Here is a 16415-nt window from a genome sequence, read left to right as displayed (position 1 = left end):
TGCTTTGGCCGCCGCCGGCGACCGCTCTCTCAAAACACCAGACAGCCTCTGGCGGTGCTCTTTTAGCGTAAAACAGGCACGCTTGTCGTGACGTCCGCGTTCTGCCCACGGTTCCGCAGGTAGTGATCCATCAGCACTATGGCCATCATGGCCTCGGCGATGGGTGTCGCACGGATACCAACGCAGGGGTCATGCCGCCCCTTGGTAACAACCTCAATCGCTTCTCCCTGGGCATTGATGCTGCGCCCCGGCAGACGCAGACTCGATGTCGGCTTGAGCGCTATATGGGCAATAATGTCCTGTCCGGTGGAAATTCCGCCCAGCACGCCGCCAGCGTGATTCGACAGAAACCCTTCGGGCGTCATCTCATCACGGTGCTCGGTACCCTTCTGCTCCACCACGGCAAAGCCATCACCGATCTCAACACCCTTGACGGCATTGATGCTCATCAGGGCATGGGCCAGATCCGCATCCAGCCGGTCAAAGATCGGTTCGCCCAGCCCCACGGGCACATTGCGTGCAACCACTGAAATGCGTGCACCAATGGAGTTGCCCTCTTTGCGCAGTTCATCCATGTAGACTTCCATGCGCGCGGCAGCCTCGGCATCCGGGCTGAAAAACGGGTTGCGGGCAACCTCTGCCCAGTCAAAACGCTGCTCATCGATGCGAATGGGCCCAAGCTGACTCAGGTATCCGGCAACCTCGATACCCTTGCTGGCAAGAAACTTGCGCGCAATGCCGCCGGCCGCCACGCGCATAGCGGTTTCCCGCGCAGAAGAACGACCGCCACCGCGGTAATCGCGAAAGCCGTACTTGTGGCTGTAGACATAGTCAGCGTGGGCCGGACGGAAAGTATCCGCGATATTGGAGTAATCCTTGGAGCGCTGATCGGTGTTCTCAATCAGCAACCCGATGGGCGTGCCTGTGGTACGACCCTCGAAAACACCGGAGAGAATGCGCACCTGATCGGGCTCGCGCCGCTGCGTAGTGTGGCGCGAGGTGCCAGGCTTGCGCCTATCCAGGTCGCCCTGCAGGTCGGCCTCACACAGTTCGATTCCCGGCGGGCAACCATCGACCACACACCCCAGTGCCGGACCGTGACTTTCGCCAAAGGTGGACACCGTAAACAGCTTACCGAAACTATTTCCAGACATATGTGTTCCTGTCACAGCAAACCCGGACACTGCCCCGCTGCCGGTTAAAAACCGACAACCCTGGCCGCGCCTGGTGATAAATTAAACGTACTCTGCGTCTCCTGGCCTGTTAGCAGCCTGTCCGACAGACTGCCAGGCGCAGCAGCCAAAGCCTCAGAAGAAATCGCGGTACTGTCGCAGGTCTTTGGCCGTGATCGCAAAGACACCGTTGCCATGCTCAAGCTCAACCCAGATCAGTGGTACCTGGGGGAATTCCGCCATCAGGTGCACCTCGCTGTTGCCGACTTCCACCACCAGCAGGCCGTCTTCGCGCAGAAACTCACAGGCCTGGCGCAAGATATTGCGGGTAATGTCCAGCCCATCTTCGCCGGAGGTCAGCGCCAGTTCGGGCTCGTGACCAAACTCGGCCGGCATGCAAGCATAGTCGGCCGCATCCACATAGGGCGGATTGCTGACAATCAGATCATAGCTGCGTCCTTGCAACGAACTGAACAGATCGCTCTGGATCACATTGACGCGATCTTCCAGTCCATGGCGGGTAACATTGCGTGCCGCCACTTCCAGCGCCTCGACAGACACATCCACAAGGTCGACTTCGGCTTCCTCGAATACGTCGGCACAGCCAATACCAATGCAGCCACTGCCGGCGCACAGATCCAGAATACGTTCAACAGGCCCAGGCCGCAGCCAGGGTGAAAAGCGCGCCTGTATCAGCTCGGCAATGGGCGAACGCGGTATCAGCACGTTCTCGTTGACATAAAATGGCATGCCCAGATACCAGGCCTCACCGATTACATAAGGCAAGGGTTTGCGCTCTTCGACGCGCAGGCGCAGGAACTCCACCACGCGTTTGCGCTCACCGTACGTCAGGCGCGCATCCATCACCGCAGGATTGGTATCCCAGGGCAGATCAATGGCCCCCAGCACCAGCTGAACCGCTTCATCCCACGCATTGTCCGTGCCGTGACCGAAAAATACCTGCTCGCGACTGAACTGACTCAGACTCCAGCGGACAAAATCACGTATCGTATACAGCTCATTTACAACCTGTTCTTGATCGATGCTCATTCCAAAACCGATAATAGAGGGGAGTTTGTGCCGCACCATAGCGACCACAGCGCTCAGACCCAATATCCAAAGCGGTGCTCCAAAGGCGCCTATGTTAATGAAAATATTGAAGTGACGCCATGTCAGACCACAAGCTTCCCGCTGATGACTCAGTGATTTCATTCGAAAACCTGATGCAGGACGTGAATCGTCACCAGCACGACCGCGCCGATATCGGCCGTCCAGCCTCCGATCAGCAGAGCCTTGACTACAAGCGCGCCGCCGCCACCCGTGAAACCCGACAGGTTATCGACGGCCTTTCCAGCGAAGCCGCCGAGATCGTCGAGTCCAGCGATGAACTGCTCTTCGCCGCCCCCGGCATCCAGATTGGCCTGATGAAACGCCTGCGCAAGGGACATATTCCCTGGGAACAGGGGCTCGATCTGCATGGCATGACAGTAGATAAGGCGCGGGACGAACTGTGCCGCTTTATCCACGATGGCCTGCGCCAACAGGTGCGCGTGCTGCTGGTGGTGCATGGCAAGGCCTACTCCCAGGCCGGCGCCCACCCGATTCTCAAATCGCTGGTCAACGATTGGCTACGCCAGCTCCACGGCGTCATGGCGTTCTGCTCGGCCCAGCCGAAAGATGGCGGCACCGGCGCGCTCTATGTACTGCTAAAACGCAAGAGCGGGAAAAGTGGTTTACCCTGATAGCTGATAGCAGCGACAGATCATACGGGTCCCGGGAGGCAGCATGGAACAGGAATACGCACGGATCATTGAGGCACTGGGAGAAGATATCAATCGCGAGGGCCTTAAGGACACGCCAGCGCGGGCGGCCAAAGCCATGAAATTTCTTACCCGCGGCTACGAGCAATCACTGGACACTGTGGTCAACGGCGCACTCTTTCCATCGGACAACAGCGAAATGGTGCTGGTGAAGGACATCGAGCTCTACTCCATGTGCGAACACCACCTGCTGCCCTTTATCGGCAAGGCCCATGTAGCCTACATACCCCAGGGCCGCGTGATAGGGCTCTCCAAAATCGCCCGCATCGTCGACATGTTTGCCCGCAGGCTGCAAATTCAGGAAAACATGACCAAACAGATCGCCGAGGCCATAATGCAGGTGACGAACGCCGCCGGAGTCGGCGTGGTGATTGAGGCCCAGCATATGTGCATGATGATGCGCGGTGTCGAGAAGCAGAACGCCAGCATGAAAACCTCGATGATGCTGGGTTCGTTTCGAGACAGCCTGGCCACTCGCAACGAATTCATGTCGCTCATTCGCAGCTAACAGACACAGCTTAGATCAGCGATCAGCCATGGGACAGCGTCAGCCTGCCCTGCTCCATCGCAGATAGCCGCTCCCGCGCTATCTGCCGGCCAATTTCGATCAACTCCTCAGCGCGGTGAAACTCATAGAAACTGCAGACTTCCTTGGGAATAGTAATACTCAGATCCGGTGGATAACCCGCAATTTTGTATTCACTCAGCGCACTCTGCATCACCTCCACCGAGCTCAGCAGAATATCGAACCGCCCGCCAAAACGCGCCTTTTCGCCAGTACCATTGGCCGCAGCGCCACCTGCAGCGACCGAAACTTCGGATTGAAGTTCGCCATCATCACCATGACCGCTATGATCCAGAAAGGCATTCTGTGGCATATCCACCACAGGCAAACGGTAACGACTGGTATTCAGATCAACAGCCACTATGAGGTCGGCATGGGCTGCGACGGTCGGGACTATGGGCAGCGGATTCAGCACGCCGCCATCCACCAGCACGCGGTTATCGGTCACCACTGGAGTAAAAAAACCAGGCACCGCCGCCGATGCACGAATAGCGCTCATGAGTGAGCCTTTCTGAAACCAGACTTCCTTCTGGTGTGACAAATCCGTCGCCACGGCAGTAAAGCTCAGCGGCAGACTTTCAATATCAGGATCCCCCGCAAACTCACGCAGCCTGGCAAACACCTTGTCGCCACGAATGGCACCGCGGCTGAAAGTCACATCCATCAGGCGCAGAATATCCATTCGCGTCAGGCCCGACACCCAGTCCCGATAGGGCTCCAGCGCACCGGCAGCATACATGCCCCCCACCAGCGCACCCATCGAGCTGCCGGCGATCGCCTTGATATGGTATCCGCGACGTACCAGCTCCTCGATCACCCCGATATGGGCGTAACCTCGGGCACCGCCACTGCCCAGCGCCAGGGAAACGCTGACCTTGCGTTCCATTACTGCGCCGCGGATCGAATCACGACCAGCGCCCCCTTTCGGCCCGCCAGTACCGTTGGCACCAAGGGCCCCACGCCAAAGCCCTGTACATTTTCAACACCGGCACTGCGCACAGCCGTCTCGATCTGCTGCGCCATGGCTCCGGATTGCGCGAGTGCCTCCTGCGCATCGCTCCCCTGCTGATGCAGCACCAGCCAGAACGCCTCGGCAGGTTCGAATTCCGCCAGCAGCTGCACCAGCGGGTCAACCACATCCAGCGGCGTGGCCGGATCCATCGGCAGGGTCGCAAAACCCGCCGCCTTTAGCTGCTGTACCAGCTCACTGCCACCGGTGACAGACACGACATCAAGTTGCAGATACACGCGCCTGTTGCCACGTTGCACGGCATAGAGCGCCAGGTAATCGGTCCCCAGACGCGCCGCCATATAAACCTGGGTACGATCCAATCCGTAAAGCTGTGCAATACCGAAAAAATCATTGGCCCAGTAATGACTGCTGCCACAGTCCCGCCCCTTGCACTGGAACAGCACCTCGGCGCCCTGTGTCATCAACTGGGCACGGAAATGCTCGAAGGCATCGCTGGGCTGATGCGTATCGGGAATACGATAAGTAATGCGGGTAAGTTCGCCCTCAAGCGCTTTGCGCTTGTCAGCCACCACAATATTGTTGGCCTTTTTGAGCTCGGACAGCATCAACAGATACTCCGGCGTCGGCCTCTGCTGATAGCTCTCGATCCAGGACAGCGGGAAGCGCTTGAACTGCCCAAAATCAGACGCCCCCTCAACATCCGGCTCCGCCAGAACGGCACAGGACAGTAACAGGCCAGCCAGCATCACACAGGTTTTTCTCAGCACGGTCAGACTCCATTCAATTCAACATACAGACCGGTTGCGGCGGTGGTCGCAGCACCTTGTTACCCCACACCCTGCGGCATTGAAGCGCGAAAAGCTACAGGCGCAGCCTAAAGCCCGGCCGCCAGAGGATCAACAAGCCAAACGCCAAAGCGCTCACATTAACACCCGCCGCTACCTTAAAGCGGACCCGCGCACCTATTCAATGCATACAGGGTTTTCGCAAGCTATTGATAATCAGTGTAGCAATCTCTGCGGCGGCACCCGCCTCCAGGTGCAGATGATGATTGCCCGCCAACACATGCAGCCGCGCATCCGTCAGCAACGGCAACAGACGCTGCATGCGCGCAGGGTCAATACCCTCATCCCCCAGCACCAGCTCCACCGGCGCCCTGACAGCCAGCAGAAAAGCTTCAACCTGGGCCTCGCTCAACCGCACCACAGAGGGCAGCAGCAAGGCAGAATCACTGCGCCAGCGCCAGCCACCGGAGCAACGTTCAAGCCCCCGTTCCACCAGCCACTGCGCTGCCTCTCGACTTACAGGCCAGCGACCATTGACCCGCGCCTCAACTGCCTGCTCGAAGCTGTCATAGGGGCGCAGCGTCCTGCGCCCGAGCCGCCGCTGCTTGTTCAGCGCCTCAGCCATCAGGCTCGGCAGTTTCTCAGCCTCGTACACCAGCGGCGCCAACCCCTCGATCAGAAACAGTTGCGCCACCCGATCAGGTACACAGGCTGCCAGCATCATCGCCACACCTGCACCCATCGAATGCCCGAGCACACTGAAACGCGCAACGCCAAGCTGATCGGCAACAGCCAGCACGTCCGCGACATTGTCCCAGATATAGTAGGGCGAACCTGACGGGCGATGCCCCGACGCGCCGTGGCCGGCCATATCGATGGCAATCAGGCGCACACCCGATAACAGCGGTGCCAGTTGCATGAAGGTAGCTGCGTTATCTAGCCAGCCGTGCAACGCGATCACAGGCACCGCAGACGAATCACCCCACTCCATGACGGCCAGGCGGCGTCCGTGCACTTCAAAATTTCGGCAACTATACATTCGCTTTGCTTCATCCTTTTTGTCCGTGCAGAATGCGCCCAGCATAGCGAAATGCGTTACCATCACCTAGCCAGCCTGTCAGACTTAGTATTGATCTGCTGCGAAAAAGCCGAATTTGATCATTTTATGTACTCTTTTTTTGTTAAATAGAACTACTATTCGCCTCAAAAGAGCTCAGAATTGCTGTAAATCGGTCTTTCCCTCGCTACGATCGGCCTAGTCCGAAAGGCTGCTAGCCATTCAGCCAGGAAAGCTCCATGCCGCCTAACTCCAGCGCCACACGCACCTCGCCCTTTACGTTCAGGCTCGAACGGGATCCATCAATGCGGCGTCCGCAAACGCTGTTTTTTGTTCTGTTCAGCCTGCTGGCACTGGCCGCGCCGCTGTACTATCAGCAAAACATGGGCGGCGAAGGCTTGCATTTACCCTACAACGCCTCCACCTGGATCGCGGCACTTTTCGTCATTGCCACAGGCCTGCTGTTTGCGCTGCGAAGGCTACAGCTGGTGCTGCCGCGCTATGCACTCGCCCTCTTTGCCCTGCCCGCTGGCTTTCTGATCAGCGGTTTTGTTACCGGCGTTAACAATCCGTCCGAATGGCTGATGCGTCTGGGCTACGTATTAGGGGGCTTCGGATTCTTTATTGCCCTGTTCCAGTTTCGCCTGCAGCGCAGGCATGAGGACCTGGCTCTGGCTCTGATTTTTTGCGGCATCATGCTACAGGCCCTGATCGGCTGGGTTCAGCTGCAACAGCTACCTTTTTTCAGCGTCCTGGTGCCGATCGCCAGTAACAGCCAACCCATCGCCATTTTTCAGCAGATCAACCTGGCGGCAAGCTATCTGGCCACAGGCCTCCCCGTGGCAGTCTATCTCGCGACCCGACCGGGCGCCCTGCATGCACCCTGGCTGATTCGCATCCTGCCCTATGCCGGCCTGGTACTATGCAGCGGTGTGCTGCTGTCAACCGGCTCCCGTGTAGGCCTTTTGGGCGGTGCCCTGGGCCTGCTGATGTCGCTCGCTGGACGACGCCACTTCCTGCGCCAGCACAAGGGCATCGCCCTGGCGCTGGGAGTATCGCTGTTACTGGGTTCAAGCTTTCTGCTGTCAGAAAAGGTCGAAAAGGGGTCAGCTTCAGCATTAAACAAGATCGAACGACTGCAACAGGGCGGCCAGGCCGACATACGCTTTTCGATTTATGAAATATCGCTGGATACCATCGCCACTGCACCAATGTTCGGACACGGCCTAGGCAGCTTTCAGACCGTCTGGCAGGAGGAACGCGGCAAATTTCAAGATGATCACCCTGACCTTGACCTGGGCCCTCGTTATACCCACCCCCACAACGAGGTACTGTTCTGGCTGGTAGAAGGCGGTCTTGTGGCCGTAGCCGGAATCCTGCTCTGCGCCGGCGCTATCGCCTGGCGCCTGGTACGCCTGGGTTCGCAACGCGGCCTGCTACTGGCCGGCATGCTGCTGCCCATAGCGCTGCACACCCAGGTCGAGTTGCCATTTTATATCTCGTCGCCCCACTGGTTCCTGCTGTTATTCCTGCTCTACCTGACCTTCAGCCTGCGTCCGGCATACCTTGGCCTCAAGCTATCCCGGGCGGCACACGGCCTCTGCACGGGCCTGCTCTTGATCATGCCGGTGGCAGGCTCGACCTTCTTGCTGCACAGCCTGGTGGCCAACACAGGCATCGTCAATTACATGAAGAGCCGCGGGCAGTATTCCGAATTTCTCCAGCCCGCGATTAACAACCTTTACTTCTCCAATCAGGCCACCTATCTGCTGATGAAGGAATCGCTGCATATTGGATATAGCCTGGACGACAAACAAAACAGTAAGAGCTTTATCGCCTGGGCTAAGGAATACCTGCAGCGCACCCCTGACACTCAGCTGTTCTACGATCTCGCCGGCGCTTATGTGCATATCGGAGATCATCAGCGGGCGCAGCAAGCACTGGAGCGCGGGCTCTACATATACCGCCATAACGGTCGCCTGGAACAAGCCCTAGTGGCACTTAAAGCCGGCGACATAGATAGCCACCTTAAGGAACTGGCGGCCAAGCAGGCCGCCCGCAGCCCCCAGGCGGACAACGCCGGCCTGACCGGCAGCGGCGATTGAGCCGCAGTAATACCAAAGCTGAGAATTTTGCCCGATGCTGACAGACAAACAGGCAGTGAAAGTGGGGATAGAAGACGTAGCGCAGAGGCCGGACAAGGATAGCGACGTCTGCAGTATTAAAGCTCAGACGTTCAGCTTTGTGACCAGACGCGCAAGACCTGCTGCCGGCCAGTCGAGTTCGAGCATTACCAGCGCGCCAGGATCCATGGGTTCTGCATAGCGGGCATCTCCCGCCACCAGAGTCGTGATCAAATTACCTACCAACGGCTGATGTGCCACCAGCAGCAGGCCCTGCCAGGGAAGCTGCTCCAGCTGCACCAGCGCATCAGCGGCAGGTGACTCAGGCACAAAGGCCGCCTCAGGCACCAGTATCGGCACTGACAATATCTCTGCCGCCTGCGCTGCGGTCTGGCGTGCCCGCAGGTACGGGCTTGAAACAATAGCCCTGATACCTTTGAGCTGATCCTTGTGGGCTGCCAGCATCGACCGCACTGCTGCCGTGCCCGCCGGCGTCAAGCTGCGCTCGGCATCTACGGCAGCATCCCAGGCCGCCTCGCCATGACGCATGATAAAAAGCTGCATGACCCACCTCTGCTTTTCATGTGAAGCCTGACGCCTAAGGCATTACCGCTGACGCCGACGTTTAACACCCGGGGTAAGCGCTTGCGCGATACGAACCGCTCAGCCGCGAGGCTATCAGCTGCGGGGCAGGACAAACTCGACATCACTGCTTTGCTCATTGAGCATCAGCATCTTCGCCACCGCCGCGGCCGGTGCATGGTTGAACACCACTTCGTAGAGGCCGGCGACCAGAGGCATGTAAATTTCCAGCTGATCAGCCTTATCCTTGACGCGATGCAGGGTGTTGACCCCTTCTGCAACTTCACCCAACGCCTCAACGGCCTGCTCCAGCGTCTTGCCCTCACCAAGAGCAAAGCCGACCCGATAATTGCGCGACAGCGGTGACATGCAGGTGACAATAAGATCTCCCACACCCGCAAGCCCAAGGAAGGTCAGTGGATTGGCACCCATGCTGACGGCAAAGCGACTCATTTCCGCCAGACTGCGGGTCATCAGCATGCTGCGGGTATTTTCCCCCATGCCCAGCGCATTACTCATGCCCGCGGCTATGGCGTAAATATTTTTCAGTGCGCCACCCAGCTCAACACCATACATATCGGTACTGGCATAAACTCGAAAATAGGCCGTATGCAGCGTTTTCTGCACCAGTTCGCGCAACGCCTCGCTTTCACTGGCAATAACCGTCGCCGTGAGCTGCTTCGCCGCCACTTCCTTGGCAAGGTTGGGCCCGCTCAGAACACCTATACGGGCATCTGGCAGCTCATCGGCGAGGATTTCACTCATCATACTGAAAGTGCCTGCCTCGATACCCTTGGTGGTACTGACGACCATTTGACCGGGCACCATATAGGCTCTGGCTTCATGCACTACAGCGCGAAAACCGCCGCTGGGAATAGCCACAAACACCAGTTCAGCACCGCTCAGCGCGTCTTCCAGGCTCGTATGCGCCTCAAGCGTAGCCGCCAGCGGATAGCCCGGCAGGTATTTGCTGTTCTCGCGGTTTTGACGAACGCTCTCGACCTGTTGTGCGTCACGCATCCAGAGCCGTACCTGGATGCCTTTTTCCGCCATGATGTTGGCCAGCACAGTACCAAAACTGCCGCCGCCCAACACGGTTACTCGCATCGCACCCTTCATTGATCAAGACTCCCTGAAATTAGACTGTGCCTGGGCACACTGCCAACGCAGTGATGCCGTGATGCAATCAACGGCGCCGACGGGAAGCCGGCGCCCTGGCAATCAAACCCTGGGCGTGGCACCGGATTCGTCGGCAGCATCGACCAGGATCTTGGCACTTTCTTCAGCACCTTCGTTGGTACCCATATCAGCCTGCGGCAACACGGCCAGCTTCAGATCATCCTGAGCGACCGGGATCTCAGCCACCTTGTCAGCATCTGCAACCAACTCGGTCTCTGCAACCTCGTCAGCCTGATCAACCTGGTCAACCTGGTCAGATTCTGCAGCCGGCCCTGCTTCGACAGAGCCCTGCGCAGTCGGCGCCGCAGCTATCTCATCGACGGGGGTTTGCGACCGAGCTTCAGCAACCAGCTCTTCAGATGAGACTTCAGACGAAACCTCAGACGAAACTTGCTCCTGAGCATCAACCGCATCAGTGGCAAGTACTTCCTCTGCTGCTTCTGCCGCAGGAGCCGCCACCGGCATGATATCGAGCAACAGCTCAGGATCAGGATGCAGGCAGTTCATTTTCACACCGGTTTCCACTTCAATTTCCGGAATCAGGAAAGAGTCGTTTTCACAGGCAAAGCACACCGAGGCACCGATGGCGCCGGCGCGACCAGTACGGCCGATGCGGTGTACGTAATCTTCCGGGTCTTCCGGCAACTGGTAGTTAATAACATGGGTCACACCGTCGATATGAATGCCACGTCCCGCCACATCAGTGGCCACCAGTACCTGGATCTTGCCGCTGCGGAAATCTTCCAGCGTACGCAAGCGCTTGTTCTGCGGGATCTCGCCGGACATCAGCGCCGCGCGCAAACCATCTTTCTCGAGCCTCTCGGCCAGGGCACGGGTTTCATGACGACGGTTGCCAAACACTATGACCTTCTCAATGCCATTGACACGGATGTAGTTGCGCAGCAGACGATACTTCTGACTGCTGGACACCAGGAATACGGTCTGGCTGATATTGTCAGTCGTCTTGCGATCAGGTTCGATTTCCACCCGCACCGGATCCACGGTCCACTGCTGCGCCAGGCTCATGATATCGTCGGAGAAAGTGGCGCTGTAGAGCAAGGTCTGACGATCCTCGCCCTTGCGCGGCGTCTGGCGAATAATGGTACGCACATCGGGTATAAAGCCCATGCTCAGCATGCGATCGGCTTCATCCAGCACCAGCACTTCAACGTTGTACAGATCCACTTCCTTGGAGCGTACGAAATCGATCAGTCGCCCAGGCGTCGCCACCAGAATATCCACTGGGCGCTCACGCAGCTCAGAACGCTGCTTCTCGTAATCCATGCCACCGACCAGTGCAACCGCACTGATATCGGCATACTTGCCCAGATCCACCGCATCAGATGCGATCTGCAGCGCCAGTTCACGTGTCGGCGCCACAATCAGCACACGGGGCTCGCCCATGCGACGCTCTTCACCCAGCGGGAAGTCGATCAGATCGGTAATGATGCCTGTCAGAAAGGCCGCGGTCTTGCCTGTACCCGTCTGAGCCTTGCCAATAATATCCTTGCCGGCCAGTGCAGACTCGAGGGTCGCCGCCTGAATCGGCGTACAGTACTGATACCCAAGATCATGGATGGCATGCAGCATGGCATCAGGCAGGTTGAAGTCATGAAAACGGGACTTGCCTTCTTCAACGGGCACTACAAAATCAGCCGGCGACCACTTCTGCACCTTGGGGGTGCTGCGGGGGCGGGAGCCACCGCGCTTGCGTGATGAACCGCGGGATGGACGTCTGCGCTTGTTGCTTTTATCGTCGTTAGTCAATGTGAAACCCTAAATTCTGTTAGTTCAGTTTGCGCCTGAAAGGTGGTAACGCATCCAGCAACTGTCTGCCATAACGTTTGGTAACCACTCGGCGATCCAGCAAAATAATATTGCCGCTATCCTGTTCTGTTCTGAGCAGGCGCCCAACCGCCTGAGTGAGGCGCATGGAAGCCACGGGCACACTCCAGTCGATAAAGGCATTGCCGCCCTGGCGTTCAATCCACTCTGCCATGGTTGCGTCAACCGGATCATCCGGCACGCTGAAGGGCAGCTTGGTAATAATGACTTCGGTCAGGTAGTCACCGGGCAGGTCGACACCTTCGGCAAAGGACGCCAGACCAAAAATAATGCTCTGCGTGCCCTTGTCGATTGCCGCCCGGTGCTGCTGCAGTATTTCATTCTTCGAAAACTGGCCCTGGGACAGAATCGTATTCTTAATGGAATCACCCAACTGTTCAAGCACAGTGCGCATCTGACGCCATGAACTGAACAACACCAGGGTTGCGCTGGCCTGGGGCAAGCGCTTGGCAAGAAAGTCTGCAACCTCCGCCGTATGCGCCTCGGGATTGGAGGGATCCGCCTGCATGGGCGGCACCCAGAGCTCAGCACAACGCTGATGGTCAAACGGGCTTTGCAGGCGCTCGCAAGGACTGTCCGCCGGCAAGCCCAGATCCACCAGCACACGATCGAAATGACCTAGTGCCGTCAGTGTTGCCGAGGTCACAACAGCACCGTAACAATGCTGCCACAGATGCTCACTCAGGGTTGCTGCCGCCGACACCGGACTGCTGCGGCACTCGAAATCAACGCCGTCGGGCGATTCGATAACATTGATCCAGCGCGCCGTTGGCGAACTGCCCTCCGGGTCCGGATTGCGATAAGAGCGCGCCAAAGAGTGAATAGCCTGCATCCGTGAGAGCAAGAGCCCGGTTTGTGGATACCAGCGCTCCGCCGCATCCTTTTCTATCTCTGGAATACCTCCATCGATGGCCTCTTTAAGCAAATCCACAATCTGCTCGAACTTGACCACCGCCTTGTCTGCAACCTTGGCCACATCACCGGCTTCGATGCGCAACGCCTCGGGCAGCTGGCCGTTGGGGAAGCGAAATCTATCCGATTTTGGACTGCCGTTAGACTCAGTAAGCAGAGCCCGCAAGGTACGCTGGAAGCTTTCCAGGCACTGATTCAAGTCGGTAAATGGCTGGGACAGCTGCGTCACATAGGTACTGAGCACCTGGTGCTCGCCGCAGTCTACACGCATCTTCTCCAGCTGGCGTGTGGCCGCCGAGAGCCAGCGAATACTGCCCGCTACTCTCATGCTGTAGGAGAAATGACCGATCGCCTTGGCCGCCAGATGATGGCCCTCATCAAAGACGTAAATGCTGTCGGCGGGATCCGGCAAAATGGCGCCGCCACCCAGGGCCAGATCCGCCATCACCAGATCGTGATTTGCAATCACCACCTCGGCCTGATCCAGGGATTCCCGCGCCCGATAAAACGGACAGGCGCTGAAGTTATGGCAGCGTCTGTTAGTGCACTGCAAGTGATCACTGGTGAGCGGATGCCACAGCTGATCTTCCAGCTCGCGCTTGAGGTTATCCCGGTCACCGTCCCACCGCCCCGAGGCAAACTCGTTCAGCAGATCGCGATAGAGCCCCAGGTCTGCTTCATCGAGCTTGTGTACCTGCTCATCTTCGTACAGAGCCATCTGCCCCATCGCGCCCTGGCTATCGAGAATACGCTCAGCCTTGCTGATACAGAGGTAACGCCCGCGCCCCTTGGCCAGACTCACCTTGACCGGCAACTGGGCGTGCAGCGCTATATCCGGCAGGTCCTTGTATAGCAGCTGCTCCTGCAGCGCCACGGTTGCGGTAGAGAGCACCAGTTTCTTGTTGGCGGCCTTGGCTACCGGGATGGTGCCCAGCAGATAGGCCAGCGTCTTGCCGGTACCTGTACCGGCTTCTACCAGCACCACATGGCCTTCGGACTGACGAACACCCGAGGCATCGGCCTGGATACCGCCAATAACGCGCGCAACGGCACCGACCATCTGGCGCTGGCCATAGCGTGACTTGAGACCCTTGGCGTCTAGAAACGCCCGATAGGCCTGCTGAATCTGTTGTTTGAGGTCCTCGGTAAGCAACGCGGCATCCGGATCGGCTGAGACAGGAGCCGCGATTCTAGCAAAACACTGGATATATCAACAGAATTTGCTTTACGGGATTGAGCTACTGTATATACTTACACCTACTGTATAAAACAACAGGTTAAAACCATGAAGCTGACTCGCCGACAAACGGATGTGCTCGAGTGCATCAAAAAGCATATCGAAACCTCCGGCTACCCGCCCACGCGGGCCGACATTGCACGCGACCTTGGCTTCAAATCAGCCAATGCCGCCGAAGAGCACCTCAAGGCACTGGCGCGCAAGGGCGCGATTGAAATCATTCCCGGCACTTCCCGCGGCATTCGCCTGCCGGATCCAGGTCTCGATGCCGCCAATGAAAGCCTGCCCATCGTCGGCCAGGTCGCCGCAGGCTCACCCATACTGGCCGAGCAGCATATCGAAGATCACTGCACCATCTCCGCCGATTTTTTCCATCCGCCGGCACACTACCTGTTGCGGGTAAAGGGTCAGAGCATGCGCAACATCGGCATCATGGACGGAGACCTGCTGGCGGTGCACCAGTGCCAGGAAGCCCGTAACGGCCAGATAGTCGTGGCGCGCATTGGTGACGAAGTCACGGTAAAACGCTTCAAACGCGAGAATAATCGCGTCTACCTGATGGCCGAAAACGAAGATTTTGCCCCCATTGAGATCAACCTCAAGGAGCAGGAAATATCCATTGAGGGCCTGGGTGTCGGCGTTATCCGCCGCGGAGGAGAACCACTATGAACCTTGCACCCATACCCAAATATCGCCGCACCCTGTGCCAGGGCAAGCGCCAGAATACGGTCAGCACAAAAGCCTCCCCCAGCAACAAAAACGCCGGCAAGCTGACCGAAATCATTACCCACGACAGCAACCTGTCCAGCATGCCCCTGCTGATGCCATTGCTGGCTCAACTGAGCCGGGATGATCGCTGGTTCGCCTGGGTCGCACCGCCTGCACTGCTGCCAAAGACACTATTGACTGACGCCGGGATTGATCTTGGCAAGGTCATTCTGCTGCAACCCGACAGCGGCCACAGCGTGTTTGACCTCGCCCGCCGCGCCTTGAGTGCAGGCACCTGCCATGCAGTCATTTCATGGCCGGGCTACCTGTCAGAATTTGAACTCAAAGCGCTTGAGCAGGCAGCCGCCTGCGGAGACAGCCATGGCATCCTTATTCGAGGCCGTGAGCACGCCTGATACCGCAAGAGTCTGGCTGCCGAAATGTATCTTTTTGGGAGTGCCGGAGGAATGAGAAATATTGGGTTACGGACAGCCACAAGCACCCGGACTGCATTGAGTGAACTGCAGCCGGGGAAGCGCAATTAATGAATAACAGGCGACCTTAACACATCGGCCTCAGCTTCACGCTGACGCGCACCCGCCTCGGCCACCAGCTGCACACCGGCCGACAACATGATCTTGGCTATATTAATACGCTCATCACCCAGCTTGCTGGACAACTCTTCAGAAAAGCTCAGCGTCAGTAGCGGCTCATCCTGCTCACTGGAGCGACGAACGACAATTTCGCCCGTCTCCAGCATGACAATTTCAAGCAATGCGTCTTTCATATAATCCTTTTGTCTTTTACTGTGGTGCCCGCTGACCGCCTTGAAATCTGCTATCAGTACCTTTAACCAGCGCACATCTGCGCTCGATACCTGAATGACAGACAGGGCGCCCCACTCACACTGACCGCGACAATTTCACCATTCCTGCATACCCGCACGCAAGCGTTCCACCAGCTGAGACAGCTCACGCTGCCATAGCTGACACAACTGCGGCGTGACCTCTGTTGGAGTATCGGCACTGAGTGACATCAATCGAATCTCGGACTGACTCCCGACAGCACTGCTTGCCTGGGGCCTGGCAGCTGACTGCCAGCAAGCCTCATAGGCTGCACGCATACGCCGCAGCCAGCTCGTGGCATCCTGCTCCAGCGAGGCCAACTCAGTGTGCTCAGGCGACTGCACCGCTGCCTGCTCAAACAAGCCGTCAAGGTCGGTGAAGTTCTGCAGCTCTGTCATATCCAGGCGGTAGTGATCACCGATTTCACGCAGAAAGGCACCATAGGCCGACGCCAGATGAAACAGCACCGACTCCTGGCAACACTCAATTTGGGCCTGCCGACTCCAGCCAGTGAAGGCCTGCGCCTGGAGCAGCGGCTCCAGCTGAAGCTGAACAAAGTTCAGCTTCTGACTAGTGCGGGTGACAAATTCACTCATGCAATCTACTCCGCCA

At 57.9% G+C, this 16415-nt stretch carries 16 protein-coding genes; 5 read left to right on the top strand and 11 right to left on the bottom strand.

Annotated elements, in window-relative coordinates; genetic code table 11:
• Positions 1-62 precede the first annotated feature (62 nt).
• A complete protein-coding gene (gene aroC, locus MPRO_RS07570) occupies positions 63-1154 on the bottom strand; it encodes a chorismate synthase (RefSeq protein ID WP_067289736.1) in 1092 nt (363 codons plus the stop codon).
• A gap of 153 nt (positions 1155-1307) precedes the next feature.
• On the bottom strand, positions 1308-2222 hold the full coding sequence (prmB, locus tag MPRO_RS07565) for a 50S ribosomal protein L3 N(5)-glutamine methyltransferase (protein WP_067289733.1): 915 nt from the start codon (positions 2220-2222) through the stop codon (positions 1308-1310).
• A gap of 119 nt (positions 2223-2341) precedes the next feature.
• Here prmB and MPRO_RS07560 point away from each other — a divergent pair, with 119 nt between their 5' ends.
• Complete coding sequence (locus MPRO_RS07560; RefSeq protein ID WP_067289729.1) at positions 2342-2914, top strand: Smr/MutS family protein; 573 nt, start codon at positions 2342-2344, stop codon at positions 2912-2914.
• Between the two features lie 43 nt (positions 2915-2957).
• Positions 2958-3500 carry a GTP cyclohydrolase I FolE gene (gene folE / locus MPRO_RS07555; protein ID WP_067289725.1) on the top strand — a complete coding sequence of 181 codons (543 nt, stop codon included), beginning with the start codon at positions 2958-2960 and terminating at the stop codon, positions 3498-3500.
• A gap of 22 nt (positions 3501-3522) precedes the next feature.
• Here folE and MPRO_RS07550 read toward each other — a convergent pair whose 3' ends face one another.
• The 3 genes from MPRO_RS07550 to MPRO_RS07540 form a co-directional block, all read right to left on the bottom strand.
• Complete coding sequence (locus MPRO_RS07550; RefSeq protein ID WP_067289722.1) at positions 3523-4443, bottom strand: patatin-like phospholipase family protein; 921 nt, start codon at positions 4441-4443, stop codon at positions 3523-3525.
• Positions 4443-5297 (bottom strand): DUF4892 domain-containing protein, encoded by an 855-nt coding sequence (locus MPRO_RS07545; RefSeq protein ID WP_158651768.1) that lies wholly within the window; start codon positions 5295-5297, stop codon positions 4443-4445. The genes MPRO_RS07550 and MPRO_RS07545 overlap by 1 nt, the downstream gene beginning before the upstream one ends.
• Positions 5298-5496: 199 nt before the next feature.
• Complete coding sequence (locus tag MPRO_RS07540; protein ID WP_067289951.1) at positions 5497-6354, bottom strand: alpha/beta fold hydrolase; 858 nt, start codon at positions 6352-6354, stop codon at positions 5497-5499.
• Positions 6355-6611: 257 nt separating this feature from the next.
• Between MPRO_RS07540 and MPRO_RS07535 the strand changes: the two genes are divergently transcribed.
• Positions 6612-8477, top strand: a complete 1866-nt coding sequence (locus MPRO_RS07535; protein WP_082708534.1) for a PglL family O-oligosaccharyltransferase — start codon at positions 6612-6614, stop codon at positions 8475-8477.
• Positions 8478-8600: 123 nt separating this feature from the next.
• On the opposite strand, the gene sixA is transcribed toward MPRO_RS07535, so the two are convergent.
• The 4 genes from sixA to dinG all read right to left on the bottom strand — a co-directional run bounded on the left by sixA (position 8601) and on the right by dinG (position 14166).
• Entirely contained in the window at positions 8601-9059 is a 459-nt protein-coding gene (gene sixA / locus MPRO_RS07530; RefSeq protein WP_067289700.1) for a phosphohistidine phosphatase SixA, read from the bottom strand.
• A 114-nt stretch (positions 9060-9173) separates the two neighbouring features.
• The gene (locus MPRO_RS07525; RefSeq protein ID WP_067289697.1) at positions 9174-10196 is read right to left on the bottom strand and encodes an NAD(P)H-dependent glycerol-3-phosphate dehydrogenase; all 1023 of its coding nucleotides are present in this window, start codon (positions 10194-10196) and stop codon (positions 9174-9176) included.
• 102 nt (positions 10197-10298) lie between these two features.
• Positions 10299-12023, bottom strand: a complete 1725-nt coding sequence (gene rhlB, locus MPRO_RS07520; protein WP_082708532.1) for an ATP-dependent RNA helicase RhlB — start codon at positions 12021-12023, stop codon at positions 10299-10301.
• Positions 12024-12042: 19 nt separating this feature from the next.
• The gene (dinG, locus tag MPRO_RS07515) at positions 12043-14166 is read right to left on the bottom strand and encodes an ATP-dependent DNA helicase DinG (RefSeq protein WP_067289695.1); all 2124 of its coding nucleotides are present in this window, start codon (positions 14164-14166) and stop codon (positions 12043-12045) included.
• Positions 14167-14298: 132 nt separating this feature from the next.
• Between dinG and lexA the strand changes: the two genes are divergently transcribed.
• On the top strand, positions 14299-14919 hold the full coding sequence (lexA, locus tag MPRO_RS07510; protein WP_067289693.1) for a transcriptional repressor LexA: 621 nt from the start codon (positions 14299-14301) through the stop codon (positions 14917-14919).
• Positions 14916-15374, top strand: coding sequence for a cell division inhibitor SulA (locus MPRO_RS07505; protein WP_067289691.1), 459 nt, complete (start codon positions 14916-14918; stop codon positions 15372-15374). Before lexA ends, MPRO_RS07505 begins: the two co-directional genes overlap by 4 nt.
• Positions 15375-15499: 125 nt before the next feature.
• Here the strand turns inward: MPRO_RS07505 and MPRO_RS07500 are convergent, their stop codons facing one another.
• Positions 15500-15745, bottom strand: coding sequence for a hypothetical protein (locus MPRO_RS07500; protein ID WP_067289688.1), 246 nt, complete (start codon positions 15743-15745; stop codon positions 15500-15502).
• 135 nt (positions 15746-15880) lie between these two features.
• Positions 15881-16399: a DUF6586 family protein gene (locus MPRO_RS07495; protein WP_067289685.1), complete on the bottom strand. Its 519-nt coding sequence runs from the start codon at positions 16397-16399 to the stop codon at positions 15881-15883.
• Positions 16400-16415: the final 16 nt, after the last annotated feature.

The sequence above is a fragment of the Marinobacterium profundum genome, assembly GCF_001528745.1.
In the GTDB taxonomy this organism is placed as follows: domain Bacteria; phylum Pseudomonadota; class Gammaproteobacteria; order Pseudomonadales; family Balneatricaceae; genus Marinobacterium_A; species Marinobacterium_A profundum.
Note: the sequence above shows the minus strand (reverse complement) of the source record. Positions and strands in the feature narration are given on the sequence as shown.

Coding starts and splice junctions, on each gene's coding strand:
- lexA (WP_067289693.1), top strand. CDS start 14,299: ATGAAGCTGACTCGCCGACAAACGGATGTGCTCGAGTGCATCAAAAAG.
- MPRO_RS07495 (WP_067289685.1), bottom strand. CDS start 16,399: ATGAGTGAATTTGTCACCCGCACTAGTCAGAAGCTGAACTTTGTTCAG.
- MPRO_RS07540 (WP_067289951.1), bottom strand. CDS start 6,354: ATGTATAGTTGCCGAAATTTTGAAGTGCACGGACGCCGCCTGGCCGTC.
- MPRO_RS07500 (WP_067289688.1), bottom strand. CDS start 15,745: ATGAAAGACGCATTGCTTGAAATTGTCATGCTGGAGACGGGCGAAATT.
- MPRO_RS07505 (WP_067289691.1), top strand. CDS start 14,916: ATGAACCTTGCACCCATACCCAAATATCGCCGCACCCTGTGCCAGGGC.
- folE (WP_067289725.1), top strand. CDS start 2,958: ATGGAACAGGAATACGCACGGATCATTGAGGCACTGGGAGAAGATATC.
- sixA (WP_067289700.1), bottom strand. CDS start 9,059: ATGCAGCTTTTTATCATGCGTCATGGCGAGGCGGCCTGGGATGCTGCC.
- MPRO_RS07560 (WP_067289729.1), top strand. CDS start 2,342: ATGTCAGACCACAAGCTTCCCGCTGATGACTCAGTGATTTCATTCGAA.
- aroC (WP_067289736.1), bottom strand. CDS start 1,154: ATGTCTGGAAATAGTTTCGGTAAGCTGTTTACGGTGTCCACCTTTGGC.
- MPRO_RS07535 (WP_082708534.1), top strand. CDS start 6,612: ATGCCGCCTAACTCCAGCGCCACACGCACCTCGCCCTTTACGTTCAGG.
- MPRO_RS07525 (WP_067289697.1), bottom strand. CDS start 10,196: ATGAAGGGTGCGATGCGAGTAACCGTGTTGGGCGGCGGCAGTTTTGGT.
- prmB (WP_067289733.1), bottom strand. CDS start 2,222: ATGAGCATCGATCAAGAACAGGTTGTAAATGAGCTGTATACGATACGT.
- MPRO_RS07550 (WP_067289722.1), bottom strand. CDS start 4,443: ATGGAACGCAAGGTCAGCGTTTCCCTGGCGCTGGGCAGTGGCGGTGCC.